This is a genomic window from Patulibacter brassicae (assembly GCF_033949425.1).
GTDB classification, from domain to species: Bacteria; Actinomycetota; Thermoleophilia; order Solirubrobacterales; family Solirubrobacteraceae; genus Patulibacter; species Patulibacter brassicae.
This window is the reverse complement of sequence record NZ_JAXAVX010000016.1, coordinates 18,539-35,104: the sequence shown is the minus strand read 5'-3', so window position 1 is coordinate 35,104 and position 16,566 is coordinate 18,539. Positions and strand designations below refer to the sequence as shown.

Here is a 16,566-nt window from a genome sequence, read left to right as displayed (position 1 = left end):
CCGCCGGCCGCCCGTCGTCGGGCTTCAGCCCGCGAACGCCTTGCACGCGGGCGCTCGGGAGGCGATCGCCGCGGGGACCTTCACGCCGGCCGCGCCGCTGGCCTGGACCTTCGTCGCCACGCGGCCCAGGGCGGCGGTGTCGCCGGCGAGCAGCTGCGACCGCGAGCCGCCGATGGCCGACGTGATGCTGTCCAGCGCGCTGAGGGTCCGGGTGTGGAAGCCGCGCTGGCTCGCCGGCGGGGTGCCCTTGCGCAGGGCCGACGCCGCGCCCTTGAGCCCGTCGCTGAACGCGACGGTCGCCTGCCCGAGGAGCTTGCGGGCGCCGGCGGAGCTCGTGTCCCCGCCGGAGGCGAGCTCCTGGAACGCCTGGTTGTACGCCTGCCCGGCGCTCGTGAACTGCTGGCAGAAGCCGTTCACGGCGCTCGAGTAGGACGCGATCGTCGGGCCGCCGCCGGTCCGGCCCGTGGAGCCGCCGTCGCCACCGCCGTCCCCGCCGCCGGCGGACGGCGTCGAGCGGGTCGTCGTCGACGTGCTGCGCGACGAGCTCGTGCGCGTCGTCGTCCGGGTCTGCCCGTCCGTGGAGCCGCCGGTCGCGCCGTCCTGCGGGACCGTCGCCCCGGCGACCGGGGCGGCGCCGTCGCCGCCGGCGACCGGCTCGCCGTACCCGGCGCCGCCGCACGCGGCGAGGGTCAGGGCGCAGCTCGTCGCCGCCAGGGCGAGGCCGGCGCGCAGGAGCGGGGTCGGTCGGGACCGCAGCACGGCCGCTCAGGGTACCGCCGCGCGACGTCGCGGTGCGCCGGGCGGCGCCGCGCGCGACGGGCCGCGGTCAGCGGACGGCGGCCCGGCAGGCCGGCGCGCTCTCGAGGATCCCGTCGGGGATCTCGGGCAGCGCGGCGGGACCGGTGCGCTCGAGCTGCTGGGCCAGTGCGGTGGGCAGCGTGCCCGACGCGGCCTGACGGGCCGCCCGGCGCAGCGTCGCGGCGTGCTCGCGCAGGGCGCCGACCGCCCCGTCGCGGAAGTCGCGGTCGTCGTCGGGCGCCTGCGCGTCGGCGAGCGTGGACGCCGCGCGGTCGACCCGCTGCGCGTACCGGTCCACGGCGGTGCGCAGCGCGGCGCTGACGGAGTCGCCGTCCCCCCGCACGAGCTCCTCGCGCAGCGTCGTGACCGCCGCGGCCACGTCCCGGCACGTCCGGTCGGTGGCGGCCGCGAACGCCGTCGGGTCGGCGTCGTCGCCGCACCCCGCGAGGGTCATCGCGAGCGCCGCGGAGAGCGCGGCGGCGGTGCGGCGGGCGGGCATGCCGGACACCCTACGCCTACGCTGGCGCCATGCGGCTGCCGCTCGAACGCCTCGCCGACGCCTCCGCCGCGCTCTCGCGCGGGGAGGAGGCGACCGAGGAGCAGGCCTGGACGTCGGCGCGCGACGCGCTGGACGACGCCGACCGCGTGCTGGAGGAGCTGCGGGGCGCCTACCGGGACCTGCCGGAGGAGGCGCGCCCGCGCCTGGCGGCGCTCGCCGGCCCGCTGCGGCAGCGGCGCGATGGGCTGGCCGCGCGGATCCCGGCGCCGCGCGCGGTCAGCGAGGGCAGCGCGGTCCACGACCCGGACGAGGACGAGGATCCCGCCGGGGAGGCCGGCGCCACCGGCGCCGGGCCCGCCGTCAGTTGACCGACGGGTCCTCGGGCGGGTGCGCGAGGCGGGCGAAGGGCCCGCCGAGCCGCTCGAGCGCGCGGGTCCACAGCTCCTCGGCCTCCGGCAGGAAGAGGTCGTCCGGACGGGCCGGCAGGGCGATCCAGTCGCCGCGTCCCAGCTCCTCCTCGAGCTGGCCCGGCGCCCAGCCCGCGTAGCCGGCGTAGGCGCGGGCCCGGTCGACGTCCGGCGCCTCGTCGTCGTCGCCCCGGACCATGCCGACGCGGCCGAGCACGAGCAGCGCCGCGTCCGCCGGATCGCGGAACTCGGCGACGGTCAGCAGCGCCTCCGGCTGCACCGGTCCGCCGTCGTGGACCACGTCCTCCGGCGAGAAGAGCCCCGAGAGGTCGGGCACCGCGACCTCGACCGCCGTGGTGGTCGGGCGGTTCAGCACGACGCCGAGCGCACCCTCCTCGTCGTGGTCGACGAGCAGCACGACCGTGCGCGTGAAGCTCGGGTCGCCGATCGTGGGCGACGCGACGAGCAGGTGGCCGGAGAGCCAGCGCGGCACGCCCCTGATGCTGGCAGACCGGGCGCCCGACCTCCACCACCACCGGGATCGCGGCCGCGGCGGGCGTACGCTCGGGGCATGCGCCTCGCGAGCTTCCGGCGACGCGACGACCCCTCCGGCGCCGTCCTCGGCGGCGAGATCCGCGACGACGTCGTCGTGGCGTTCGCCGACGGCGAGAGCGTGCTGGACCGCCTGCGCAGCGGCGACCGCCGGCCCGCGACGGGCCCCGTGCTGCCGCTGGCGGAGGTCGAGCTGCGGATGCCCCACCCGCCGCCGGTGCTCTACGGCGTCGGGCGCAACTACGCCGCGCACGCCGCCGAGCTCGGGAACGAGGCACCGGGCGAGCCGCTGGTCTTCACGATGCCGCCGACGGCCGCCGGGCATCCGGACGACCCGGTCTCGCGGGGGCGGCTCACGACCCGCCTGGACTACGAGGCGGAGCTGGCGGTCGTGCTCGGCACCCTCCCGAGCGGCGAGGTCGGCGTCGCCGGCTACGCCGTGGCCGACGACGTCTCCGCGCGCGATCTGCAGGCGAGCGAGGAGCAGTGGACGCGCGCGAAGGGCAGCGACGGCTGGTGCCCGTTCGGACCCTGGATCACGACCGCCGACGAGGTCCCCGACCCGCACGCCCTGCGGATCCGCAGCTGGGTCGACGACGAGCCGCGCCAGGACGCGTCGACGGCCGACATGGTGTTCCGGGTGCCGCGGATCGTCGACCACCTGCGGGCGGCGATCACCCTGCGCCCGGGCGACCTCGTCCTGACGGGGACCCCCGCCGGCGTCGGTCACGGGCTGCGGCCTCCGCGCTACCTCGAGCCGGGGCAGGTCGTCCGGGTCGAGATCGAGGGCCTCGGCGCGATTCGCCACGCGGTCGTCCCGTAGCGCGCCGCCCCGGACGGGCCGGGTGTGGCGGGACGGATGCGGGAGCGGTCGCCGTTGTGCGCCGGCCACAGGACCGCCGGGCGGCGTGGGCGCATCATGCGAGACGCGATGTCGACCACCAGCCCCGCTCCCGCCGCCCCGACGCCCGCGACCGGCGGCCCGCGCCCGTCGATCGCCATCATCGGCGCCGGCTTCGGCGGCATCGGCGTCGCCATCCGCCTCGCGCAGGCGGGCTTCCGCAACCTCCGGATCTTCGACCGGGCCGATGGCGTCGGCGGCGTCTGGCGCGACAACACGTACCCGGGCGCCGCGTGCGACGTGCCCTCGCCGCTGTACTCGTACTCCTTCGCGCCGAACCACGAGTGGCCGAACCGCTACTCCGAGCAGCCCGCGATCCTCGAGTACATCGACGGCTGCGTGGACCGCTTCGGCCTGCGCGACCGGCTGCAGCTGTCGACCACCGTCGAGCGCGCGGTGTTCGACGACGCCGAGGGCCGGTGGCGGCTGGAGACCGATCGCGGCGCGTTCGACGCCGACGTGCTCATCCCCGCCTGCGGGCAGCTCAGCGAGCCGGCCTACCCGGCCATCGACGGCATCGACCGGTTCACCGGCACGGCGTTCCACAGCGCCCGCTGGCGGCACGACGTCGACCTCTCCGGCAAGCACGTCGCGGTCGTCGGGACGGGCGCCAGCGCGATCCAGTTCATCCCGCGGATCGCGCCGCAGGTCGAGCGGCTGACCGTCTACCAGCGGTCGGCGCCCTACATCCTGCCGCGGTTCCAGGCGACCTACGCCGAGCGGCACCACCGGCTCTTCGCCCGCCTGCCGATCCTCCAGAAGCTCGAGCGGCTCGGCTGGTTCGCCTTCGGCGAGGCGGGGACCTACGGCATGGTGCGCCACCCGATCACGAGCGAGCCGTTCCGTCGCTGGTGCCTGCGCCACCTCCGCAGCAAGGTCGCCGACGACGAGCTGCGCCGGATCCTCACGCCCGACTACGCGTTCGGCTGCAAGCGCGTCCTCTTCAGCGAGAACTACTACGACGCGATGGTCCGCCCGAACGTCGACGTCGTGCCGGAGTCCGTCCGCGAGGTCACCGCGACCGGCCTCGTCTCGACGTCCGGGGTCGAGCGGCCGGCCGACGTCATCATCTACGGGACGGGCTTCCGCTCGAAGGACTTCGTCGCGCCGATGGAGATCGTCGGCCGCGGCGGGCGCGAGCTGAGCGCCGAGTGGGCCGCCGGCGAGCGCGCGCACCTGGGGATCACCGTCTCGGGCTTCCCGAACATGTTCCTCGTCTACGGGCCGAACACGAACCTCGGTTCCGGATCGATCGTCTACGTCATCGAGAGCCAGGCGAACTACGTCGTCGACGCGCTGCAGCGGCTGGCCGCCCGGGGCGGCGGCTGGATGGACGTGCGTCCCGAGGTGCTCGAGTCGTTCGACCGCGAGACGCAGGAGCGACTGTCGCGGACGGTCTGGCAGACCGGCTGCGAGAGCTGGTACGTCGACGCGAACGGCCGCAACGCGAACAACTGGCCGGCCCAGGTGCTCGAGTACCGCCGCCGCACCCGCCAGGTCGATCCCGCCGACTTCACCTGGGTCGCGCCGACGACGGCGCCCGCGTCGCCGGACCGCGTCGCCGTCCCGGCGTAGCGCCGGCTACCGCGACCGGTCGCCGAGCACCAGCGGCGCCAGGCGGCACGCGAGCAGGATCTCGGTCGGGTGCGCGTCGAGGGGATGCCCGAGCGCGCGCTCGATCCGCCGCACGCGGTTGGCGACGGTGTTCTCGTGCAGGTCCAGGCGCAGCGCCGCGCGTCGCGGGCGGCTCTGCTCCTCCAGGTGGACCTGGGCGGTCCGCAGGAGCTCGTCGCGGTCCGGCAGGGCCAGCAGCGGCCCCAGCCGGCGCCGGACGAGCGCCCGGGCCCCGTCGAGCTCGACGCTCGCGAGCGCCTCGACCGCGATCTCGCCGTAGGGCCAGACGGCGCGGTCGCCGCCGTGGAGCTCGGCGACGCGCCGCGCGTGCAGCGCCTCGCGGTGACTGCGCCGGAAGCCGTCGAGATCGCGACCGGCGGTCCCGATCGCCAGCCGCGGGCCGTGCCCGGCGCGGGCGGCGATCGCCGCCAGCAGCGCGGGCTCGTCGGGAGCGGCGCTGCTGCCGACCCACCCGAACGCCGCGGCGCCCTCGAGCGCGACGACGAGCGGGGTCCCCGTCCCGAGGCCGGTGAGCGCGGCCGTGAGCGCGCGCTCGAGCGTCGCGCTGCCCTGCGTGGCGTCCTCGCGGCCGGCGGGCCAGGCCACGACGGCGACGTGGTGCCGGCGCAGGTCGTAGCGCAGCCGGCCCCCGGCGGTGGTCAGGTCGATCGCGCCGCCGTCGAGCAGCGCGCGCACGGTCTCGGCCCGCACGGCGGCGCTCGAGCGCGTCCACTGCTCGCGCTCCTCGTGGAAGACGTCCCGTGCCCGGTCGGAGAGCAGCTCGATGAACGCGAACATCGCCTCGGCGCTCTCCGCGAGCGCCTGCCCGACGAGCGCCGGGTCGTCCAGCCGCTCGCGCACGAGCCCGACCCAGATGTGCCAGACCGTCGCGTGCGCCGTCTGGTAGGTCCGCAGGAGCGCGTCCAGGGGCACGCCCCGGTGCGCGAGGCGCCGGGCGTACTCGACGGCGAGCGCGGGCAGGTCGATCCGCGCGGGATCGACGCGCCGCTCGCCGATCGCGCCGAAGAGGCGCAGGTTGTCGGCGACGCTCTCGCGCGTGGCGCGCTGCAGATCGGCGTCGCCGCCGAGGTCCGGCACGCGCCGGTGGATCGCCTCGGTGACCGTGTCCACGACGGCGTCGAACCACGCCGGGTCGGCGACGAGCGACGCGACCAGGGCCCCCCAGGGCGGCAGCGGATCGGCGGCGCCGCCACCGGCGCGCGCGGGATCGGGCGGGGGAGGCATCCGGCGGCGACCCTACCGGCTGCCCGGCCGCGCGACGGCCGGTCCGGACGACCGACGGACCGCGCCTCGGGGTGGGGCCGCGGCACCGCCGCGTCGCCGCGAACGGTGCCGACGACCCACGCGACGGCCCGGGGGGCGCGCCTAGGCTCGATCCGCGATGCCCTACCTGCCCCGAACCGTCCTGCGCTCGACCATCCGCGCCGGGGTCCGGCCGCTGCTGCACCCGCGGGTCCCGTTCGCGGTCCAGCGGACCGGCCTGAGCGTCGTCGGCGCCCTGCTGCCGTCGCCGGGGCCGGTCGAGCGCGAGCGCACGACGCTCGGCGGCCAGCCGTCCCTGCGGGTCTCGCCGGTCGGCGGCGGCAGCCGGACGGTGCTCTACCTCCACGGCGGCGCCTACACGACCGGGTCCTCCCGCAGCCACGGCGCGCTCGGGGCCGGCCTCGCGCTCGGCGCCGATGCGGACGTGCACCTGCTCGACTACCGCCTCGCGCCGGAGCACCCGTTCCCGGCCGCGCTCGAGGACGCGGTCGCGGCCTACCGGCAGCTCGCCGGCGCGACCGGCCCCTCGCGCCTGCTCCTCGCGGGCGACTCGGCCGGCGGCGGCCTCGCGCTGGCGACGCTCGCCGTGCTGCGCGACGAGGGCGTCGGCCTGCCGGCGGCGGTCGGCCTCATCTCGCCCTGGACCGACCTGACGCTCTGCGGGCCGACGGTGACGGCGAACGCGTCCCGCGATCCGCTGCTGTCCGTCGGCTGGCTCTCGCAGAGCGCCGACGCCTACGCCGGCGGGCGGCGGCTCACCGAGCCGGGGATCTCGCCGAAGGACATCGCGCTGGACGGCCTGCCCCCGCTCGTGGTCCAGTCCGGCGCCGACGACGTCGTCGTCGGCGATGGCGACGCGCTCGTGGCTCGGGCGCGCGAGGCCGGGCACCCCGTGAGCTACGAGCGCCTCGAGGGCCTCTGGCACGACTTCCAGCTCCAGGCCGGCACCCTGCGCGAGGCCGACGAGGCGCTCGAGCGCCTCGGCCGCGATCTCGTCGCGGCCGCCGAGCGCGGCTGACCCGGAACGTGGCGCGCCCGCCGGTCGGCGGGCGCGCGGCCGCGTGGCGGACCCCCGTGCGGGGGTCGCGGCCGGTGCTCGGTCAGTCCTTGTCGGACGGGGTCGGCGAGACCTCGTCCTCGGCGCCGAGGACCCGGTCGATGAGGCCGTACTCGCGGGCCTCCTCGGGGCTGAAGAAGCGGTCGCGCTCCATGTCGCGGTCGATCGTCTCGCGCGACTGGCCGGTGAGGCCCACGTAGATCTCGTTGAGCTTCGAGCGCGTCTTCAGGAGCTCGCGGGCGTGGATCTCGATGTCGGAGGCCTGCCCCTCGAAGCCCGTCACCGACGGCTGGTGGGTGAGGATCCGGCTGTTGGGGAGCGAGAAGCGCTTGCCCTTCGCGCCGGCGGCCAGCAGCAGCGAGCCGGCGGACATCGCGATGCCGACGCAGATCGTGCGCACGTCCGGGCGCACGAAGTTCATCGTGTCCATGATCGCCAGGCCGGCGGTGACCGAGCCGCCCGGCGAGTTGATGTAGAGCGAGATGTCCTTGTCCTCGTCGTCCGAGGCGAGGTGCAGCAGCTGCGCGACGACGAGGTTCGCGATCTGGTCGTCGATCGGCTGCCCGAGGAAGATGATCCGCTCGTTGAGGAGGCGGCTGAAGATGTCGTACTCGCGCTCACCACGCGCGGTGCGCTCGACGACGACCGGAACCAGAGGCATGCGGGACACCCTACTGGCCGGCGGATCCCGCCCCGGTCGCCGCGGACGGACGCCGCTCGGCGCGGGGCGGGCGCGCCGCGCCGGCTCGCGGACGGGACCGGCGCGCCGCGCCGGACGCGGGGCCGAACGCCCGTCGCGGCCGGGAGCGACGGACGCTGCCCTACAGTCGGAGAGGTGCGCCGCTCGTCGATCGACCAGCGCACCGATCATCACCCCCTCCCGGAGTCCCCGGCGACCCTCGCGCCGGCCCTGCGGGTCAGCGGCTTCACGAAGACCTACGCCGACGGCTTCACCGCGGTGCGCGATCTCGCGCTCGAGGTGCCCGCCGGCAGCTTCTTCGGGCTGCTCGGCCCCAACGGGGCGGGGAAGACGACCCTGATCGGTGCGATCACCAACCTCGTGCGTCCCACCGCGGGCCGGATCGAGGTCTTCGGCCACGAGCACGAGACCCGCCACGCGCGGCGGCTCGTTGGGCTCGCGGAGCAGGAGATCAACCTCGACCGCTTCCTCGACGTCGAGGAGGTGCTCGTCTACCACGCCGGCTACTTCGGGATCTCCCGCCGCAACGCGAAGGCGCGCGCGAAGGAGCTCATGGACGTCTTCGACCTCTCGGCGAAGGCCCACGTGCGCCCACCCGCGCTGTCGGGTGGCATGCGCCGGCGCCTGCTCTTCGCCCGCGCGCTCATGCACCGGCCCCGGCTGCTCATCCTCGACGAGCCGACCGCGGGCGTGGACGTGGAGCTGCGCAGCGAGCTCTGGGAGTACACGCGGCGCCTGCATCGCGAGGGCACGACGATCCTCCTCACGACGCACTACCTCGAGGAGGCCGAGGCGCTGTGCGAGGACCTCGCGCTCATCCGTGGCGGGCGGATCGTCGCCCGGGACAGCGCGGCGGGGCTCCGCGCCCGCTACGGCGCCCGCGACATCGCCGAGGTCTACGCGAAGGCGATGTCGGCGGCCGCGGCCGACGGGATCGCGGCCACCGGCGCGGACGCGCAGGCCGCGGCGGCGATGACGCCGGCCGAGGAGGTGGCGCGGTGAGCGCCGCCGCCGAGCCCTACGTCGAGGAGCGCCCCGGGGTCGTCTGGCTCTGCGAGCGCGAGATCGTCCGCTTCCTGAAGCTCTGGGTCCAGACGATCGTCGCGCCGTGCGTCTCGTCGCTGCTGTTCATCGTCGTCTTCGGCATGGCCCTCGGCGACAGCATCGCCTCGGTCGGCGGGGTGCCGTACGACCAGTTCATCGTGCCGGGGCTCGTCGTCCAGGCCGTCCTCACGGCCGCGTTCTCGAACAACAGCTCGACGGTCTTCCAGGCGCGCTCGGACCGGTTCATCAACGACGTCCTGTCGAGCCCCCTGCGGTGGTGGGAGGTGAACCTCGGCCTCGCGATCGGCGGCGTCGTGCGCGGCCTCATCACGGGCGTCCTCCTCACGGCGGCCGCGATCGCGATGACGGGCATCGGCGTCGAGCGCCCGCTCGTGCTCGTCGTGGCCGGCGCGCTCGTCCTCGTCGCGTTCGCGCAGTTCGGCGTGATCGCCGGGATCTACGCGCGGTCGTGGGACTTCATGGCGTTCGTCACGACGCTCGTGATCCTGCCGCTGAGCTTCCTCGGCGGGGTCTTCTACTCCGTCGACCGCCTCCCCGACGCGTGGGAGGTCGTGAGCCACGTCAACCCGATCTTCTACCTCGTGCAGGCGTTCCGCTACGGGTTCTCGGGGCAGGCCGACGTGCCGGTGGGGATCTCGCTCGCGGTGATCGCCGCGCTCGCCCTCGTGCTCAGCGCGTGGTGCGCCTGGCTCTTCCGCACCGGGCACCGGCTGAAGCCGTGAGCGGCGCGCCGCGCCGACCGGTGAGCGCCACCTCTGCTTCTACCTCGGCGTGGACCGGGTGGACCTCGGCGTCGCCGTGGCGATCGAGTTCCTCGGGCCGCTGACGGTCGGTGCCGCGCTCGCGCGTCGCCCGGCCGATCGCCTCTGGGTCCTGCTCGCTGCCGCGGGCGTGCTCGCGCTCACCGAGCCGTGGAGCAGCGGCGGCGCCGATCTCGTCGGCGTCGGGTGGCTGCTCGGCGCGGCGGCCTGCTGGGGCGCCTACATCCCGCTCGGCGCGCGGGCGAGCACCGCGCTGCCCGGCCTGCAGCCCGTCGCGCTGGCGATGCTCGTGGCCCTGCTCGTGGCGCTCGTGCCCGGCGTCGTCCAGGGCGGCGACGCGCTGCTGCGCGGCGACGTCCTGCTCGTCGGACTGGTCGCCGCGACCGCCGGCTCGGCGATCCCCTACGCCCTCGAGCAGCTGGCCCTGCGGGACATCGCCCCCGGGGTCTTCGGGGTCCTCATGGCGATCGAGCCGGGGGTCGCGATGCTCGCCGGCCTCGCGGTCCTGCACCAGGAGCCGCGCCTGCTGGGCCTCGCGGGACTCGTGCTCGTCACCGCCGCGGGCGTCGGCGCGACGCGCGCCTCGGTCCGCGCCGCGCGGGCGGTCGCGGCCGGGCCGCAGCCCTGACCGGCCGCACGCCCGCGGCGTCGCAGTGGTGCGGACGCTCCCGGGGCGCGCCATACTTCCGGCGCCGTGCCGCCCGCGAACGTCCCCAACGTCCTGACCGTCGGGCGGATCCTGCTCGTGCCGGTGTTCATCATCGCGCTGCTCGAGCGGACGGAGACGGGGGACGACGTCGCGGCCGCGGTGTTCGTCGTCGCCTCGGCGACCGACTTCGTCGACGGCTGGCTGGCCCGGCGCAGCGAGCAGATCTCGAGCTTCGGGAAGCTCGCCGATCCCCTGGCCGACAAGCTCCTGGTGGGCGGCGCGATGGTGGCGCTCGTCCACCTCGACCGCCTCGCGCTCTGGGTCGCGGTCGTCGTCATCGGCCGCGAGCTCGTCGTCCAGCTCGCCCGGACGTTCGCCGCCCGCCAGGGAGAGGTCATCGCCGCCGCGTGGCTGGGCAAGTGGAAGGCCGCGATCCAGATGCTCGTGATCCTCCTGCTGATCCTCGTCGTCCCGTCCCCCGGCTGGCTCGACGCGCTCGTCTACGCGATGGTGGCGATCACGCTCTGGAGCGGCGCGGACTACTTCCTCGGGATGCGCCGGGCCATGCGGTCCGGCGACGCCACCGCGGCGACCTGAGCGATGGCGCGGACGACCCCGGCGGGCCGGCGCCCGCAGCGGCCGGCGCCCTCGCGCGGATCGCTCGGACCCGAGGCGATCGTGGCCGCGGCCCGCGAGCTCGTCGCCGAGGTCGGGCTCGAGGCGGTCTCGATGCGCCTGCTCGCGGAGCGCCTGCGCTGCACGCCCCGGGCGCTCTACCGCCACGTCGCCGGCAAGGACGAGCTGCTGGAGCTCCTCGCCGACGCCGTCCTGGCCGACGTGCCGGAGGCGCGCGCGGGACGGCCCTGGGAGGAGGAGCTCGCGACGTTCTTCGTCGCGATGCGCGAGCACCTCGTCGCGGAGCCGGCGCTCACCCGGCTCGTCGCGGAGCGGACCGTCTCCGGGCCGCACTTCCGGCGCCACTTCGACCGCCTCGTGGCCCTGCTGCTCGACGCGGGCTTCGACGAGGTGGCCGCCGTCGACCTCGTGCTCGCGGTCGCGTACTACACGCTCGGCGCGTCGCTGCCGGGCACCGGCGACGCGATCCAGGCGCGCTACGCGGCCGGCTGGGACGCGGCGCTGGACGAGTCGGTCCCGGCCCTCCGCCGGGTCGCGCCGGCGCTCGCCGAGGGCTCCGCGGAGTCGCGGTTCCGCGCCGCGCTGCGGCGGATGCTCGCGGCGTACGCGCCCTGACCGCGGATCAGCGCGCGGCGTCCAGCCACTGGCGCAGCGAGGTGTGCTGCGCGGGCTCCTCGCCCCGGGCGAGCTCCGCCCGGAGCTCGCCGAGCGTGCCGTAGCGCTCGGCGACGACGTCGTGCTGGTGGATCGTCTCGAGGTTCTCCTGCTTGGCCAGGACGAAGGCCCCGTCGGCGAGACCGCCGAAGCGCTCGAGCGTCGACCGCAGCATCTCGCGCACGCAGTCCTCGACGAAGCGCGGGTTGCGGTGGGCCTTCTCCACGACGGTGCCCTCGTCGGAGCGCTTCATGAGCTCGTAGATCTCGGCGCTCATCGAGCCCTCCACGACCCGCACGAGATCCAGCGCGTCGACGTCGACCTCGGAGTCCTCGGTCCGCCCGATGAGGAGCGTGCCGAGGCCGCGCTGGTTGTGGGTGGCGACCGGGACGGCCTCGAGGATGGTCGCGATCTGCTCGTCGTCGAAGCCGGCGTCCCGCAGGCGGCCGGTCGAGGAGTCCCGCAGGTGCTCTTGCGCGCACGGGCAGGCCGTCATGCCCTGCGCGGTGACGCCGGTGACGGTCCGCGAGCCGTGCTCGGTCGCCGCCGCGATCCCGTGGAGGGTGAAGATCTCCTGCGTCCGGATGCCCGAGACCGGCGCGGTGCGGTCCTCGGGGTAGCGCGCCGTCAGCCGGACCTCGGCGCGGCGGGCGCCCTGGCGCTCGCGGATCGCCTCGGCGACCCGGCGGGCGAGGTGCTCCGCCCGGACGGCGCGACCGCCGCCCTCGCCGACGATCTCCTCGGCGATGACCTCGTTGACGACCTCCTCGAAGCGCGACATGTGCGCGCCCTTCTGGTGCGGTCCGAGGTCGACGACCGTCTCGAACGTCGCGAGGTACGGCAGCTCCTCGCCCGGCCGGCCGACGCGGATGACCTTCTCCACGCCGGCGACGCCCACGCGCGAGAGGGCGACGGCGACGGTCGGGCGCTGGGCCTGGACGTCGAGGGCGGACGGGACGGGCGTGGTGGGCATCGTCGACGGGCGGGTCGGGGGCCGGCGAGCGCGGCTCGCCGGGGGCTCCGGGTGGAGCGGCGGTCCCCACAAGGTACCCCTCGCCGGGCCCCGGTCCGCGTTCGCGCGCGATCGAACGGCTCGTTCGATCCTCGTCGGCCACCGCCCCGAACCCCCGGTGGCATCGGGGTTTCTGTGACGGCCGTCACCGAAGCGCGGATCCTGTGCTACACCTTGCTGACCGCCGCACCATCGACACGGTGTCAGGGGCAAGCGCTCCGGACGGGTGTTGGGGGAGCGCGGGGGAGTCAGCACCAGCAACACCGCCGTCGACGCGCGTCGCCGACGACAGTCCAGCAACCGACGAGGAGCAGGTTCGGACGTGAGCGACAACGAGGTCCTGTTGACCGAGGATTCCCCGATCACGGAGATCGAGGAGCTGCGCAATCTGATCGCCGAGGGCCAGGAGCGCGGGTTCCTCACGGTCGCCCAGATCGCGAGCGCGCTAGAGGAGGCCGAGGTCACGAAGGAGCAGGTCCGCGACCTGCACGCTCACCTCGAGGAGCTCGGGGTCGACGTCCTCCAGGGCGCCGCCGACCAGACCGACCGCGCGGCGAGCGAGGCCGAGCGGCTCGAGCAGGCCGGCAACCGCAAGGACCGCGAGCCGGGCGCGCCGAAGGGCCGTCCGCAGATCGACCTCACCGTCGAGCCCAGCCTCGACTCGCTGCGCATGTACCTGCGCTCGATCGGCCGCGTCGCGCTGCTGACCGCCGACCAGGAGGTCCAGCTCGCCAAGCGCATCGAGCGCGGCGACGTCGAGGCCAAGCAGGCGATGATCGAGGCGAACCTCCGCCTCGTCGTGTCGATCGCCAAGGCGTACCTCGGGCGCGGCCTCTCCTTCCTCGACCTCATCCAGGAGGGCTCGCTGGGCCTCATCCGCGCGGTCGAGAAGTTCGACTACCGCCGCGGCTACAAGTTCTCGACCTACGCGACCTGGTGGATCCGCCAGGCCGTGACCCGGGCGATCGCCGACAAGGGCCGCACGATCCGGATCCCGGTCCACATGGTCGAGAAGCTCAACAAGGTCGTGCACGTCGAGCGCCAGCTCGTCCAGGCCCTGGGCCGCCAGCCGTCGCCGGAGGAGATCGCGACCGAGGTCGAGATGGACCCGCGCGACGTCCGCGACATCCTGCGGATCTCGCAGCAGCCGATCTCGCTCGAGAAGCCGGTCGGCGAGGACGAGGAGTCCTCGCTCGGCGACTTCGTGGAGGACAAGGACGCCGAGTCGCCCTTCGAGCTCACGAGCGAGCAGCTGCGCAAGGAGCACGTCCGCCGCGCGCTCTCGACGCTGCCCAAGCGCGAGCGCGAGGTCATCGAGATGCGCTTCGGCCTGACCGGCGACCAGCCGTGCACGCTGGAGGAGGTCGGCCGGGCGTTCGACGTCACGCGCGAGCGCATCCGCCAGATCGAGAGCCACACGCTCAAGAAGCTCGAGTCGCTGCCCGAGGCGCAGCGACTCCGCGACGCGGTCTGAGGCGCCGCCGGCCCGCTGGGGAGGCGGACCGGCCGGACGACTCGCGGCCCCGGAACTGCGTCCGGGGCCGGCACGTCGCAGGGTCCAGCGGGCCGTCGGCCCGCTCCGGTCGTCGTACGCGACACCGGCCACCGGACCGCCCTGGGGAGGGGCGGTCCGGTCGCGTCGGCGTCGCTCCGAGCGCCGCGGGTCTCCGCGACGCTCGGAGCGGCGCCGCCGCCCACGGCGACCGCCGGGCGGGACGGCACGGTCCGCCGTCCCTCGCTAGGATCGGTCGCCGCTCGGGGGGATGTCCGAGTGGTTAAAGGAGACGGGCTGTAAACCCGTTGGCTCTGCCTACGCAGGTTCGAATCCTGCTCCCCCCACCTCGACGAACGACCGGCCCTCGGGCCGGTCGTTCGCGTTCTGGGACCGCGGCGGGGACGGGACGGGACGGGACGACGGGACGGCCGCCGCGGGACGGGCGGCGGGCGCCGGGCGGGCGGGCGCGATGAGGCGCAGGGCGAGGACGGACATGCGGGACGGTCGGGGAACGCTGGCTGGGACGACGACAGCCTGACCGGCCGGCTCGGGGCGCGCCATGGGGGAAGCCCCCGGATCGTCCCCGGGGTGGCCCGGGGCTCGGGCGCGTCCGAGCGGGCGCGCCGTAGGCTGTGGCCGTGCGCACCGTGCAGGCCACCCGCTACGTCGCGCCGCTGCGCGAGGGCGGCTCGGTCCCCGCGCTGGTGGAGGCCGACGACCTCGGGCTCTACGTCGTGAAGCTCCACGGCGCCGCGCAGGGCGCCAAGGCGCTCGTCGCCGAGCTCGTCGTCGGCGGGCTCGTGGCCGCGGTCGCGGAGGCGGCGCCCGAGCTCGGGCTCCACGTGCCCGAGCTCGTGCTCGTCGACCTGCCGCTCGAGCTCTCCGTCGCCGAGCCCGACCCCGAGATCCAGGACCACCTGAAGGCCAGCGCGGGACGCAACGTCGGCCTGGACTTCCTGCCGCGGGCGCTGCCCTACACGCCGGCGGGCGGGCTCCAGCCGGGACCGGCGCTCGCCGCCGCGGTCGTGTGGCTCGACGCGCTGTGCGAGAACGTCGACCGGACGCCCCGCAACCCGAACCTCCTGACGTGGCACGACCGGCTGTGGCTCATCGACCACGGCGCGGCCCGCTACCGCCACCACGCCGGCCTCGACCCCGCGCAGGCGCACGGGCGGTTCGCCGCCGTCCGCGACCACGTCCTGCTGCCCCGGGCGGGCTCGATCGAGGAGGCCGACGCGCGCCTGGCGCCCCTCGTCGACGAGGCGCTCGTGCGCCGGCTCGTCGCGGAGGTCCCGGACGAGTGGCTTCCGCCGCAGGAGGCGTCGCTGCACGCCGAGGACCTGCTCGCGCGCGTCCGCGGTCCGCGCGCGTTCGTCGAGGAGGCCGAGCGTGCCCGCCGCGCCTGAGCCCGGCGCGGGCCGGCCGCGCGAGGTCTTCCAGTACGCGCTGCTGCGGGTCGTGCCCGACCAGGAGCGCGGCGAGGGGCTGAACGTCGCGGTCGTCGTCCACTGCCGCCGGCGGGCGTTCCTCGGGGTCCGGACGCACGTCGATCCGGCGCGGCTCGCCGTGCTGGACCCGACGCTGGACCTCGCCGCGATCGCCGCGCACCTGCGGGCGGTCGAGGGGGTGGCGGCAGGCGACCCGGACGCGGGCGCGGTGGCGGCGATGGACCGCTCGGACCGCTTCGGCTGGATCACCGCGCCGTCGAGCACGATCCTGCAGCCCTCGCCCGTCCACACGGGGGTGTGCGACGACCCCGACGCCGTCCTGGAGCGCCTCGCCCGGCGCCTCGTCGCGCCGCCCCGTCCGGCCGCGGACGCGGGCGCGGCGGGCGACGGCGCCGCGGCCCGGCCACCTGGACTACGCTGGCGCGCATGATCGGTCGCCGCCTGCTGCCCGTGCCCCTGGTGCTCGCCGCCGTCCTCGCCGTCGGCTGCGGGGACGAGCGCACCGCCACCGTCGCGTCGGAGGGGCACGGGACCGACACCGAGCACAGCGCCTCGGCGGGGTCCGGCGAGCACGGCGGCGCGGGCCTGGAGGGGCTGTACGCCTCGATCGGCAAGGACGTCAAGACGGCTCCCGGCAGCCCGAAGACGTCGGGCGAGCCGCCCGCCGAGCTCGTCAAGCACGACGTGGTCGAGGGCAAGGGCGCGGCCGCGAAGGTCGGCGACGACGTCGAGGTCCAGTACCAGCTGACGGTCTGGGGCGCCGACGGGCAGGTCGTCGACTCCTCGTGGCAGCGTGGTCAGCCGGCGACGTTCCCGCTGCAGAGCGGGGGGCTCATCGAGGGCTGGATCCAGGGCGTCCCCGGGATGAAGGTCGGCGGCCGTCGGATCCTCGTCGTGCCGCCGGACCTCGGCTACGGCCCGGCCGGCCAGCCGCCGGCGATCCCGGCCAACGCGACGCTCGTCTTCGTCATCGACCTCGTCGGCACCGGCAAGGGCGGCTGAGCCGGGACGCGCGGCGCCGCAGCGCGGCGCCG

19 protein-coding genes and 1 tRNA gene are annotated in these 16,566 nt (G+C 75.7%); 14 read left to right on the top strand and 6 right to left on the bottom strand.

Features of this window, described 5'->3' with window-relative positions; translation table 11 throughout:
- Positions 1 to 24 precede the first annotated feature (24 nt).
- Complete coding sequence (locus SK069_RS18410) at positions 25 to 759, bottom strand: hypothetical protein (RefSeq protein ID WP_319955724.1); 735 nt, start codon at positions 757 to 759, stop codon at positions 25 to 27.
- Between the two features lie 67 nt (positions 760 to 826).
- On the bottom strand, positions 827 to 1,297 hold the full coding sequence (locus SK069_RS18405; RefSeq protein ID WP_319955723.1) for a hypothetical protein: 471 nt from the start codon (positions 1,295 to 1,297) through the stop codon (positions 827 to 829).
- A gap of 29 nt (positions 1,298 to 1,326) precedes the next feature.
- Between SK069_RS18405 and SK069_RS18400 the strand changes: the two genes are divergently transcribed.
- Positions 1,327 to 1,665, top strand: a complete 339-nt coding sequence (locus tag SK069_RS18400; RefSeq protein WP_319955722.1) for a hypothetical protein — start codon at positions 1,327 to 1,329, stop codon at positions 1,663 to 1,665.
- Here SK069_RS18400 and SK069_RS18395 read toward each other — a convergent pair.
- A complete protein-coding gene (locus SK069_RS18395) occupies positions 1,658 to 2,197 on the bottom strand; it encodes a YqgE/AlgH family protein (RefSeq protein WP_319955721.1) in 540 nt (179 codons plus the stop codon). The two genes, SK069_RS18400 and SK069_RS18395, sit on opposite strands and share 8 nt — an antisense overlap.
- 78 nt (positions 2,198 to 2,275) lie before the next feature.
- On the opposite strand from SK069_RS18395, the gene SK069_RS18390 reads away from it, so the two are divergent.
- Positions 2,276 to 3,079 carry a fumarylacetoacetate hydrolase family protein gene (locus SK069_RS18390; RefSeq protein ID WP_319955720.1) on the top strand — a complete coding sequence of 268 codons (804 nt, stop codon included), beginning with the start codon at positions 2,276 to 2,278 and terminating at the stop codon, positions 3,077 to 3,079.
- A 108-nt stretch (positions 3,080 to 3,187) separates the two neighbouring features.
- Complete coding sequence (locus SK069_RS18385; protein WP_319955719.1) at positions 3,188 to 4,732, top strand: flavin-containing monooxygenase; 1,545 nt, start codon at positions 3,188 to 3,190, stop codon at positions 4,730 to 4,732.
- 6 nt (positions 4,733 to 4,738) lie between these two features.
- Here SK069_RS18385 and SK069_RS18380 read toward each other — a convergent pair whose 3' ends face one another.
- Positions 4,739 to 6,016: a PucR family transcriptional regulator gene (locus SK069_RS18380; protein WP_319955718.1), complete on the bottom strand. Its 1,278-nt coding sequence runs from the start codon at positions 6,014 to 6,016 to the stop codon at positions 4,739 to 4,741.
- Between the two features lie 157 nt (positions 6,017 to 6,173).
- On the opposite strand from SK069_RS18380, the gene SK069_RS18375 reads away from it, so the two are divergent.
- A complete protein-coding gene (locus SK069_RS18375; RefSeq protein ID WP_319955717.1) occupies positions 6,174 to 7,073 on the top strand; it encodes an alpha/beta hydrolase in 900 nt (299 codons plus the stop codon).
- 82 nt (positions 7,074 to 7,155) lie between these two features.
- On the opposite strand, the gene SK069_RS18370 is transcribed toward SK069_RS18375, so the two are convergent.
- Complete coding sequence (locus SK069_RS18370; RefSeq protein WP_406628312.1) at positions 7,156 to 7,773, bottom strand: ATP-dependent Clp protease proteolytic subunit; 618 nt, start codon at positions 7,771 to 7,773, stop codon at positions 7,156 to 7,158.
- Between the two features lie 174 nt (positions 7,774 to 7,947).
- Here SK069_RS18370 and SK069_RS18365 point away from each other — a divergent pair, with 174 nt between their 5' ends.
- The 5 genes from SK069_RS18365 to SK069_RS18345 all read left to right on the top strand — a co-directional run bounded on the left by SK069_RS18365 (position 7,948) and on the right by SK069_RS18345 (position 11,538).
- A complete protein-coding gene (locus SK069_RS18365; RefSeq protein WP_319955716.1) occupies positions 7,948 to 8,814 on the top strand; it encodes an ABC transporter ATP-binding protein in 867 nt (288 codons plus the stop codon).
- Complete coding sequence (locus SK069_RS18360) at positions 8,811 to 9,599, top strand: ABC transporter permease (RefSeq protein ID WP_319955715.1); 789 nt, start codon at positions 8,811 to 8,813, stop codon at positions 9,597 to 9,599. The genes SK069_RS18365 and SK069_RS18360 overlap by 4 nt, the downstream gene beginning before the upstream one ends.
- A 49-nt stretch (positions 9,600 to 9,648) precedes the next feature.
- A complete protein-coding gene (locus SK069_RS18355; RefSeq protein ID WP_319955714.1) occupies positions 9,649 to 10,266 on the top strand; it encodes an EamA family transporter in 618 nt (205 codons plus the stop codon).
- Positions 10,267 to 10,332: 66 nt separating this feature from the next.
- The gene (pgsA, locus tag SK069_RS18350) at positions 10,333 to 10,884 is read left to right on the top strand and encodes a CDP-diacylglycerol--glycerol-3-phosphate 3-phosphatidyltransferase (protein WP_319955713.1); all 552 of its coding nucleotides are present in this window, start codon (positions 10,333 to 10,335) and stop codon (positions 10,882 to 10,884) included.
- A gap of 3 nt (positions 10,885 to 10,887) precedes the next feature.
- Positions 10,888 to 11,538, top strand: coding sequence for a TetR/AcrR family transcriptional regulator (locus SK069_RS18345; RefSeq protein WP_319955712.1), 651 nt, complete (start codon positions 10,888 to 10,890; stop codon positions 11,536 to 11,538).
- Between the two features lie 7 nt (positions 11,539 to 11,545).
- Here the strand turns inward: SK069_RS18345 and mptA are convergent, their stop codons facing one another.
- Entirely contained in the window at positions 11,546 to 12,550 is a 1,005-nt protein-coding gene (gene mptA, locus SK069_RS18340) for a GTP cyclohydrolase MptA (protein WP_319955711.1), read from the bottom strand.
- 361 nt (positions 12,551 to 12,911) lie between these two features.
- Here mptA and SK069_RS18335 point away from each other — a divergent pair, with 361 nt between their 5' ends.
- From SK069_RS18335 to SK069_RS18315, 5 genes are all read left to right on the top strand, one after another.
- Positions 12,912 to 14,063, top strand: a complete 1,152-nt coding sequence (locus SK069_RS18335; protein WP_319955710.1) for a sigma-70 family RNA polymerase sigma factor — start codon at positions 12,912 to 12,914, stop codon at positions 14,061 to 14,063.
- Positions 14,064 to 14,346: 283 nt separating this feature from the next.
- Positions 14,347 to 14,428, top strand: a tRNA-Tyr gene (locus tag SK069_RS18330).
- A gap of 294 nt (positions 14,429 to 14,722) precedes the next feature.
- Positions 14,723 to 15,490: a HipA family kinase gene (locus tag SK069_RS18325; protein ID WP_319955709.1), complete on the top strand. Its 768-nt coding sequence runs from the start codon at positions 14,723 to 14,725 to the stop codon at positions 15,488 to 15,490.
- Positions 15,474 to 15,962: a DUF3037 domain-containing protein gene (locus SK069_RS18320; RefSeq protein WP_319955708.1), complete on the top strand. Its 489-nt coding sequence runs from the start codon at positions 15,474 to 15,476 to the stop codon at positions 15,960 to 15,962. Before SK069_RS18325 ends, SK069_RS18320 begins: the two co-directional genes overlap by 17 nt.
- On the top strand, positions 15,959 to 16,534 hold the full coding sequence (locus SK069_RS18315; RefSeq protein WP_319955707.1) for an FKBP-type peptidyl-prolyl cis-trans isomerase: 576 nt from the start codon (positions 15,959 to 15,961) through the stop codon (positions 16,532 to 16,534). The genes SK069_RS18320 and SK069_RS18315 overlap by 4 nt, the downstream gene beginning before the upstream one ends.
- The last annotated feature ends 32 nt before the right edge of the window (positions 16,535 to 16,566 follow it).